This is a genomic window from Desulfobacula sp. (assembly GCF_030611305.1).
GTDB lineage: Bacteria > Desulfobacterota > Desulfobacteria > Desulfobacterales > Desulfobacteraceae > Desulfobacula.
Map to the genome: position 1 here is coordinate 1 of NZ_JAUWQB010000106.1, position 9,562 is coordinate 9,562.

A 9,562-nucleotide genomic window follows, 5' to 3' on the forward strand; every position below is an offset into this window, starting at 1 on the left:
ATAAAGCAGATGTCCTGGCTTTCTCTACTTGCAATTGGTTTAAGTCCTTTTTCCTTACTGATTTTTAGAACTTCTGATTTCGTCAAATTCCCAAGAGGAAAGCAGGCAACGGCAAGTTGTTTTTGCTCTAATAAAGCAAGAAAATAAGACTGATCTTTTTGCGGATCAATACCTTTAAGAAGGTGGTACCTGTTTTTTCTGTCTTTTATTACTCTGGCATAATGCCCTGTTGCGATATGAGTGGCTCCCATTTTGCGGGCAAAATTTAGAACAGTCCCAAATTTAATTGAGCTATTGCATACCATGCATGGGTTGGGGGTTTTGCCGGCCTTATAGGTTTGTATAAAATTATCGACAACATTTTTTTTAAATTCAGCGCTACAGTCGATAATTTCAATGCTTATACCAAGTTGTTCGGCTAATTTAGAGATATTTTGGCGAATGTAATCTTTTGTGCTTGAGGGAGTTGTTGCATATGAATTTGTTTCCGGGTTTGCAGGATCTTTAATATTCGCATGATAAGCGGGCCTGGTTTCATATCCGGTTATAAAATGGATACCAATGAGTTTAAGGCCCTGTTTTTTTAATAAATAGGCTGCTGTCAGAGAATCTACGCCGCCGCTTATCGCTATGGCCGTTAACTGTGTCATTCAAAAAAAACGTTCTTTGTAGGGCGAACTTCCATTGCCCTGGGGGGGCAGGCGGGTACGCAAAGTTCACATACGCTGCATTTTTTTTGATCAAAGACTATATCCATTTCGGGCCTTTGAATGGATAGAGCGCCGGTTGGGCAGACAGCAGTGCATGCTCCGCAGTGCGTGCATTTTTTATTATCATGCTTTACTTCCTGGGATGCATTCTGAACGTGTACTCCTTCAGTCTTGAGATATTGTACACCTTCTCTGAAGTTTTTTCTGGTTCCGGATAGCTCAAGAACCATAACTCCCTCTTTTCTGGGAAGTACTGTGGCATTAAGAATATTAAAGGTAAGATCATAATCTTTAACAAGGTAACAGACTATAGGCTTTTGAACCATAGTTTTTGGAAAGCGAAGAATAAGTATTTTTGAGTACACAATCGGCCTCCGGGGAATTGTTTATTCTTATATAAACTTATAGTATAAGGATTTCCATTTTTTGCTTAATGAATTCGGTATGATAAGACAGATGAGTAAAAAGTGCCTAAAATGCCTAAAGTTGTAGTACGCCTTCGGCGTGCTAATTATATAATCTAAAACTACAGAAGTTTGTTCTCTCCCTCGTGCATTGATGACTTAAGGAATATATAAAATGGCAGCATTCCTTAACTTTAGGCACTTTAATATACTTTAGCTCACTTTAGGCACTTATATTATGTCCGCACCAAAGGTATGCGCTATTTTTACTGTAATTGCTATTAGATAACATGTCAATATTATGAATTCTTAAAAAGGCAAATTCATCAAGTTTTATATGAAAACAATTTTTGAAAAGGGTTATCTAAATACTGGAAAAAACAAGAGCATTGAGTGGGGCCATATAAGAAATGCTTCCCCAAAGGGTCTTATATTTGTTCCGCCATTGATAGGCGGCAAATTAGCACAACAGGTAATTTCCTTTCGCTGGTTAATTCGCAAGAAATATGACCTTATCTCTTTTAACTTTTCTGGACATGGAGACTCATCAGATAAATTTTCACTTAAATCCTCCAATCAGGATACCTTGCATATGCTTTTACATGTATGCAGGCTGAGCCAAAAAGAAAGTTTGCCTCTATACGGTATAGCTTCCTGTTATTCCGCGATACCCATCCTGTATGCGGCTCACAGTCTGAAGGAACCTTTTAAAAGACTGGTGCTGATAAATGCAATTTCAAAATTATGTCTTAAGTCAGTTATAAATTCTTTTTTTTCATATTACCGGAAAAAATTTTCGCCTCATAAAAGTCTTAAAAAAACAATAGAGGCGGTCAGCTATTACATGGACTTCCTGTTCCCTGGAATTGAAAAAAATGAGAATTATTTTGGTGTATTAGAACGGAGGAGAACCAGCCTGTTTAGAATTGTATCAGAATTATTTACCTGGAACCCTTTGCATGGTGTATGTTTGGATAAAACTCCTGTTTTATGTCTTTATGCTCGTAAAGATAGAATTCTGGAAATTTTTGATACTGGTTTCAAAAAAAATTATGAGAATGATATTAAACGATTATGCCCACAGGTCACATTCCATTCTTTGGATGTAGATCATTATTTTTCACAGCCAATGGCACGAAATGAAGCATTAAAATCAATTATTTCATTTTTTTAATTGTATGGGAAATTATAAAATTATGCTTTCAATATTTTGTAGGCACCCGATTATGATACTTCGTTAAATCCATGCAAGGCATTGCGGGCAGGTTGCGCAGATTTCACAGATTAAATTTCAAAAATATTTGAAACATACCTAAAAACTGCTCCAAATTCATGATTGACATTTTTATACTAATCTGTATTATACAGATGTGCATAATACAGATTAGTGAAATACTCAAAAAAGGAGAAACTCATGAATCCTTTTAAATACGGTACCATAGTTTCGGGCAAGGATTTTTGTGGAAGGAAAACTTTGCTTAAGCAAATTATCGGATATATCGAATCATCGCAACACATTGTGATCCTGGGTGAAAGGCGGGTTGGAAAATCATCCGCAGTCTATGAGGCTGTTATAAAATGTAATGAGGAGCGCCTCTTATATGTGGACTTGCTGGGCATTAAATCCATCGACGCTCTGTGCAGAAGGATTCTCCGTGCAATTGTTGTCCTGGAGCAAAAAACAGGTTGGTTCGACAAAATAATCAAAACCCTCTCATATCTCAGGCCCACAATTTCAGCGGATCCGATAACATCCATGCCAACCGTTTCTTTTGACGCCTCAGTCGAGATGAAGGCCAATTCAATCCCGGAGGTTTTGACTTTGATTGAATCTCTTGACAAAAAGAGACCGGTGGTCGTGGTCTTTGATGAATTTCAGGACATTTTGAACCTTGAAGATTCCCACGAAGCTCTTGCCATTCTGAGGAGTAAAATACAGTTTCAAGGCGATATCCCCTACATATTTGTTGGGAGCATACGGCATAAAATGGATGAGATATTTACACATCACGATTCACCCTTCTTCAAGTCCGCTATCCCCATGACGGTTGATCCCTTGTCCTATGAAGAATTTTCAGAATTCCTGAAAAAGAAATTCATTAGGGGTCAGCGAAAGATTGAGGACAAGGTTTTAGAAAAGGTGTTTGAAATCGCCAACAACATTCCCGGAGATATACAACAGCTCTGTGAGGCCCTCTGGGAAGTAACCTTAGAAAAAGAAATTATAGGCCTGGACAAACTGAAAAACGCCCTTGAATTGATATTTGCCAGGGAACAGAAATCCTACGAAAACTATATCAATCTTTTGACAAATATTCAGCTCAGATGCCTCATGGCAATAGCAAAAGAAGGCGGAAAAAGTGTCTTTTCCATCTCGTTCATGAAATCAGCAGGATTTAATAATCCATCATCTGTTCGAAGAGCAATTACACGAATGCTTAAACTCAATATTTTGTTTGAAATCGGCGGTGAGTTCAGGTTTATAAATCCTTTTTTCAGAGCATGGCTTCCATACAAAGGATAAATCTGAGGAGTATTTGGGGTCAAGTTTGCTCTTGACTCTTACTTATCCTGTCAGCCACCCTATCCACAAGCCTCTTAAGGGTTGAATCCGTCAGCATCTGTTTCTTCATTCTTTACTTTTCCATCTGGGAATGAATTGGTTATAAAATTATTGTTCATATTTTCCTTGGGTTGCCACGAATGCACTAATGTTTTTTTATTTTTTCTTCCAATTGCTTCAATTCTTCAAAATCCTGTTTATCAGCTAATTGAGCATCTGTTATTTTTCTTTTGGCATTGAATTTTTCATAAATATCGTTCACTTGTTTTTCCATTTGAATTTTTGAGATACTACCTTTATGAGTCAGCAGTTCTTTATCGTTTAATTCAATAATACGATCTATATTTTCCTGCCAAAATTTTATTGTGATGTCCTGTCTGTTTTTTATTCTTAATTCGGCTGTTTCTAAAAATACTACCACAAAACGGTTAAGGCTATCTATCTCATCTTCCGTTAAATAGTTTTTGGCAATATAAATGTCTTGTTTGCGCACAATAGTGCCTTTCCAACTGGTGAGAGACATGTTGGATTGGTTTTCGTCGGCACGATTTACTACTATTTCAGCGGCTGTTTTCCCGGTAACAGCATAGAGTATTTTATTTTGAGTTTTGGCAAAAAACATTTGTGTGGCTTTGTCTGTACTGTTATAATTACTGCTTAACGAAAACAAATCTCTTATTTTTTGATAGAACCGTTTTTCAGAAGCACGAATATCACGAATTCGAGCTAAGAATTCATCAAAATAATCAGGGCGCCCATCCGGGTTTTTCAGGCGTTCATCATCCATTACAAAACCCTTGATCATATATTCTTTTAAATTCCGGTTAGCCCACTTACGAAATTGTGTTCCTCTTTTGCTCCGCACCCTAAAACCAATGGCAAGAATCATTTCAAGAGAATAAAAAGTTACATTGTATTTCTTGCCATCTGAGGCAGTTGTCAAGTAATCCTTGACAACTGAATTTGCACTTAATTCCTTTTCATTTAAGATAGTTACAATATGTAAACTTATATTTTGTTTAGAGGTGTCAAAAAGTTCTGCGAGTTGATTCTGGTTCATCCAAATATTGCCGTCTTTGGCAAATAACGAAACAGAAGTTTTGCCGTCTGATATATTATAAATAATTATATTTTGCTCTTTATTCATAATTTTCATATTCTTTTTTTGTCAGGTCAAATTCCAGCTCTATTATTTTTACCACATTGGTGTCCGAGAGAATTGGTGTCAAAGGAAGACCACCTTTCCCAGTCAAGATCATAACTGGCACTCCGGCCCCCTCCAGGCCTTTTGATTAAAATGTCCTTTTTTACAAGATCGGCTAATTCCCTCTGAGCGGTGGCACGGCTGGTATGTGCTATCCCCATATATTTCTTGTTCTTCAACCCTCCTTTAAATCCATCAGCGCCAGCATCAAGTAACCGGTTAATCACCTTGGTTTGCCGCTCGTGGAGTCTTGTCTGGGCAAATTCCTTCCAGAATCGGGCCTTTATCATAATTTTTGAGAGCAGGGTATTGGAATTCAGAATAGCCCTGTTCATGCATTCAAGAAACCATTTCAGCCAATCCGTAATATCGCCGGCACCTGTTTGTGTGGTCTTCAGAATTTCATAATAATCATTTCGTTCAGCCATAATTTGTGAAGAAAGGCTATAGAATCTCTTTGGATTGTTTTCATCTCTTGCAAGTAACATATCTGTCAAAGTTCTTGCAATTCGTCCGTTCCCGTCATCAAACGGATGAATTGTAACAAACCATATATGGGCAAGCCCAGCCCTGATGATGCCATCTAAGTGGCTCTTTCCATTTATCCAGGAAATAAAAGCTTGCATTTCTTTTTCAAGCTTTATGGCTGGAGGTGCTTCAAAATGAACTTTTCCCCGCCCAATAGGTCCGGAAACAACCTGCATCGGGCCCTCCTTATCGTTTCGCCATCGACCTATAGATATCTTTACCATACCGGAATAACCCGTCGGGAAGAGTGCCGCATGCCAACCCCAAATCCGCTCCGGCGTCAATTTTTGTGAATAGTTAACTGTCGCATCCAGCAGGATCTCTACAAGACCATCTGCTTTTTGGTCTCTTACATCCTTCAACCCAGCATCGGGAAGGCCAAGTCTACGTCCAACAGAAAATCGAACGGCATCGGGATCTATTTTTTCACCTTCAATGGCTGAAGTCTTTAATGCTTCCTCAACCAGGACATCTGCACGGGCAGTCTGCTGAATTTCAAAACCTAACTCTCTGATCTGTGTTATAAGGGAACCTTGACTGAATCGGACATTTCCCAGAGGCTTTAACAACTTATTACTGTCCCATGTAAAGTCAGGCCAGGATTTGGTTTGCCAAATGTATTTCATGAAATGAGTTGATTTCCCATTTTATTGTATTAATATTTGAGTCGTTTAATTTATGAATTGACCCAATATCTGAGTTGATTATTGAATTTATTTAACTCAAAGTCAAGAGATTATATAAATAGTTAATCTAATCTTAAAAAACCCGCTGTACAAAACCAACCGACCCCTGGTTTCCAATATCTCATAAAACCAGACAAAATATATGTCTGTGAGCTCCGCAAAAGACCAAAAATAAAACAAGAAACGCCTAAAAACATGGGCGCTGTATGGCTCAAATGGGTTGTGGTTTTTTAGGTTTAATTATTAATTCTGGTGAACGGAAAGTTGAAACCAAACGTAATGTAAGGGATTTTGATGAGGATTTACAGGATGAGCCCTGAACTTTTAATCCTGAATATCCTGTTAATCCTGTCCAAAAAATAATATTTAAAAGCGCTAAAGTGTTACCGTTTTCTTAATTTTTCAAAATACTATTCCTGCATATCCCACAAAACTGTCACTCGGCCTTTTGTCATAACTTGTTGCATAAACTATAGCATCTGCATGATCAGCACCAAGCTGTTTTGCGGCAGCAATTGCTGTTGCTGCGGCTCCGGAGCAGCAGGCATTCTGGTGTTTTAAGGCTTCGCTTATAACTCTGTCCGGGTCCATTTCGAGCATAATATCAATTATTTTTTTGTCATTGACCTTGCGTACCCAGTCAACTGCTGAATGACCGGTTCCTTCGGGCATAAAACCATAGTTTAAACCATAATGTGTGAGGTCGGTTGATCCAATGACTTTAATATTCAGGCCCAGCCTGGTTGAAATTTCTGCAGCCGCCCTTCCTATTTCAAGGGATTTTTTTGCAGGAGGTACACCTACAGGTACAATTTTAACATCTCCAAACAAGTATTTTATAAAAGGAAGCTGGAGCTCTATTGTATTGTCTTCTGTAAAATATTCAGGGGTTTCGACATTGAAGTTAAATCTTTCAACAAGTTCTCCTGCAATCTCTTTTTCTATTTGAATATCACCAAAAGGAGTTTCCCATATTCCTTCTTTCATAATGTAACGAGGAGATTCAGGCCCCAGATGCTTTCCAAAAATTACAAAAACATCGGGATCAGCTCCTTTTTTAAGATAATTTATTACATTACAGGCAATACTGCCTGAATAATACCACCCTGCATGGGGTACGATTCCTCCTGTCAATTTATTTTTTGATGAAGGGCTGACGGTGGCATCATTAAGAAAATTGTTTATTTCTTTCTCGCATTCTGAAGCGCTTTCAGGATACCAGCTTCCCGCAAGCATAGCTTTCCGTACTTTCATGTATCTTACCTCCTTTCCTTCTTTTTTTGACACGATCAACAGGATTGACATGATAATTTTTTTATCCTGTTGATCTCTTAGGCCTCGGTCAAAAATAACTTGGCGGAATTTGCGCCCAAATCTCCTTAACCTCAGCGCCAGAGCAAGCCCTGCAAAGAGGAAGGTGAGATTTCCTTTCACCCGATCAGCCACTGAGTAACAATATCGAATTTCAAAGACTCTTTGTCTTATCCCAACGATTCGGATTTATCTCGGCACGAGGAGCGCCTTGTTATGTGTAAGTTCTACCGAGGAAAGGCACCGTTGTTTATGTCAATACAAGTTCCATTTATGTATTCCGGACATTCTGTCGCCAACCAATAAATTGTATTTGCGACCTCATCGGGATGTGCAAATCTTCCTGTATACACTGCTTTTTTAATGTCTTTTTTTCTTTGCTCTGGAATGACATTAAGCATCTCAGTTTCAACAGGGCCGGCAGCAACTGCATTAATAACAACACCGCTCGCTCCAAGAATCTTAGCAAAACTCTTGGTCATATTGATTACTCCTGCCTTGCTGATGCCATACCAAATATCTGGATGACCAATTTCACCGGCAATTGATGCATTATTTACAATCCTACCAAAACCTTCAGAAATCATTGATTTAGAGACTTCTTTAATTAAAGCTACTGGCGCCTCAATATTGATTTTTATGATTTCATCCACTTTTTCTTGAGGGTAATTGTCATAAGGGAGGGCATGCATAATGCCTGCGTTATTGATCAATATATCTATTGAAGATAGCTGAGCAATTAAGTCAGGTATTCCTGCAACGTTGTTAAGATCAAATTCAATTATTTCTACCCTTGGGTGACCCTTAAACTTAAAATTGTTAAAATTTCGAGCAACAACGATAACGGTATTTCCAGCATTAAGAAATTTTTCTGTGGTGGCTAATCCAATACCTTTGTTGCCGCCTGTTATTAATACGGTATTAATTTTTATCATATTTCCTCAATTCTGATTTCACACATAACCCACAAACCCCGCAGTTAGCTCAATTTGCCTTTTATTAATGGGCGTTTAACGATGAAGCATGATTTAATGGTCAAAAAGGAGGTACCATCATGCTTCATCGTTATATCAACCAGTTTGTTGAATATTGTCAACTGGCAAATTTTTCAGTACGTTCCATCCAGGCTTTAGCCATCCGGCTAAAGGAATTCGAAACGTTCCTGAAATCTCTAAGAATCCAGTCTGTTAAAAAAATCACTTACCTGCGTCTAATCGATTTTGTAGCCGACTATAAAGGCCCCTCAATACATGTAAGAAAATCTCGTGTCTGGACGCTCAGACAATTTTACCACTTTTTGACACTCCACCGGATTGTAGCTGAAAATATCGCAACAGGTATTCCGTATCCAAAAATTGAAAAAACGGTGCCGCAATTTCTTACAATCAATGAGTACAATCGCTTGATCCGCTACTTCAGCAATGAGGCTCAGGATCTTTTAGGGCTTAGAAATTTTGTCATCATCCTGATGCTCGGCACACTGGGCCTGCGAACATCGACCCTGATCGCTATAAATATTGAAGATATCGATTTAACCTGCGGGCGGATCTGGATCAGGGAAAAGGGCCGACGCCGGCGCAACCTGGTTTTGCCTCACAGTCTTTGTAAAATTATCCACAAATATTTGCAACTACGACAGCGTAAAAAAGGGCCATTTCTCATATCCAAGCGTAAAAAGCGCATCTCACAGCGAACCTTGCAAGATATCTTCCGCACCGCCGCCGATCAAAACGGCATCGATAAAAAGCTCCACGCCCGGCTCTTTCGGCATACGGCAGCAACTCATCTTAACAAGGTGGCCGGTGTCGAGATAACGCAGCATGTGCTTGGCCACAGCCGAAGGGCGAATACGTTAAAATACGCACACCTGAATCCCGACCAGTATGCTGTTTATATGAAACAACACCCTTTTATGCAAAAGGAGGCACTATGATTGCCCTTATAGACCAGTACCAAAAAGAGCTCTTAAAGGTTAACGGCTTTGCTGCATCAACTGTTGAGACCTATACAATCAGCATCAAAGCCTTTTGCAGTTTTGCCAGAAATCAGCTTGAAATGAATCCAGTCAAGGTAAAAGGCCCTCAACTGCTTAAATGGATCTTGTATCTTAAAAATACCGGTATCGGCCACAGCCGCCTGGAAAATCATCATTATGC

The 9,562-nt window shown here is 38.9% G+C and carries 9 protein-coding genes and 1 pseudogene; 4 read left to right on the plus strand and 6 right to left on the minus strand.

The window, feature by feature from the left end; all coding sequences use genetic code 11:
• Both QAI40_RS15320 and QAI40_RS15325 read right to left on the minus strand, forming a co-directional pair.
• A pseudogene (locus QAI40_RS15320) lies at window positions 1-650 on the minus strand (tRNA-specific 2-thiouridylase); the annotation flags it as partial.
• Window positions 647-1,075, minus strand: a complete 429-nt coding sequence (locus tag QAI40_RS15325; RefSeq protein WP_304511781.1) for an NIL domain-containing protein — start codon at window positions 1,073-1,075, stop codon at window positions 647-649. The pseudogene QAI40_RS15320 and the gene QAI40_RS15325, both read right to left, overlap by 4 nt.
• A gap of 376 nt (window positions 1,076-1,451) precedes the next feature.
• Between QAI40_RS15325 and QAI40_RS15330 the strand changes: the two genes are divergently transcribed.
• Both QAI40_RS15330 and QAI40_RS15335 read left to right on the plus strand, forming a co-directional pair.
• Window positions 1,452-2,288, plus strand: coding sequence for a hypothetical protein (locus tag QAI40_RS15330; RefSeq protein ID WP_304511782.1), 837 nt, complete (start codon window positions 1,452-1,454; stop codon window positions 2,286-2,288).
• A 240-nt stretch (window positions 2,289-2,528) separates the two neighbouring features.
• Window positions 2,529-3,638, plus strand: coding sequence for an AAA family ATPase (locus tag QAI40_RS15335; protein ID WP_304511783.1), 1,110 nt, complete (start codon window positions 2,529-2,531; stop codon window positions 3,636-3,638).
• A gap of 184 nt (window positions 3,639-3,822) precedes the next feature.
• On the opposite strand, the gene QAI40_RS15340 is transcribed toward QAI40_RS15335, so the two are convergent.
• The 4 genes from QAI40_RS15340 to QAI40_RS15355 form a co-directional block, all read right to left on the minus strand.
• Window positions 3,823-4,824 (minus strand): virulence RhuM family protein, encoded by a 1,002-nt coding sequence (locus QAI40_RS15340; protein WP_304511784.1) that lies wholly within the window; start codon window positions 4,822-4,824, stop codon window positions 3,823-3,825.
• A gap of 26 nt (window positions 4,825-4,850) precedes the next feature.
• Window positions 4,851-6,035 carry a Fic family protein gene (locus QAI40_RS15345; RefSeq protein WP_304511785.1) on the minus strand — a complete coding sequence of 395 codons (1,185 nt, stop codon included), beginning with the start codon at window positions 6,033-6,035 and terminating at the stop codon, window positions 4,851-4,853.
• A gap of 462 nt (window positions 6,036-6,497) precedes the next feature.
• Window positions 6,498-7,349, minus strand: a complete 852-nt coding sequence (amrB, locus tag QAI40_RS15350) for an AmmeMemoRadiSam system protein B (RefSeq protein ID WP_304511786.1) — start codon at window positions 7,347-7,349, stop codon at window positions 6,498-6,500.
• A gap of 284 nt (window positions 7,350-7,633) precedes the next feature.
• Window positions 7,634-8,341 carry an SDR family NAD(P)-dependent oxidoreductase gene (locus QAI40_RS15355; RefSeq protein ID WP_304511787.1) on the minus strand — a complete coding sequence of 236 codons (708 nt, stop codon included), beginning with the start codon at window positions 8,339-8,341 and terminating at the stop codon, window positions 7,634-7,636.
• Window positions 8,342-8,460: 119 nt separating this feature from the next.
• On the opposite strand from QAI40_RS15355, the gene QAI40_RS15360 reads away from it, so the two are divergent.
• The gene (locus tag QAI40_RS15360; protein ID WP_304511788.1) at window positions 8,461-9,339 is read left to right on the plus strand and encodes a tyrosine-type recombinase/integrase; all 879 of its coding nucleotides are present in this window, start codon (window positions 8,461-8,463) and stop codon (window positions 9,337-9,339) included.
• Window positions 9,336-9,562: hypothetical protein (locus tag QAI40_RS15365; protein ID WP_442875401.1), on the plus strand; the 227-nt coding region annotated here is incomplete at its 3' end. The genes QAI40_RS15360 and QAI40_RS15365, both read left to right, overlap by 4 nt.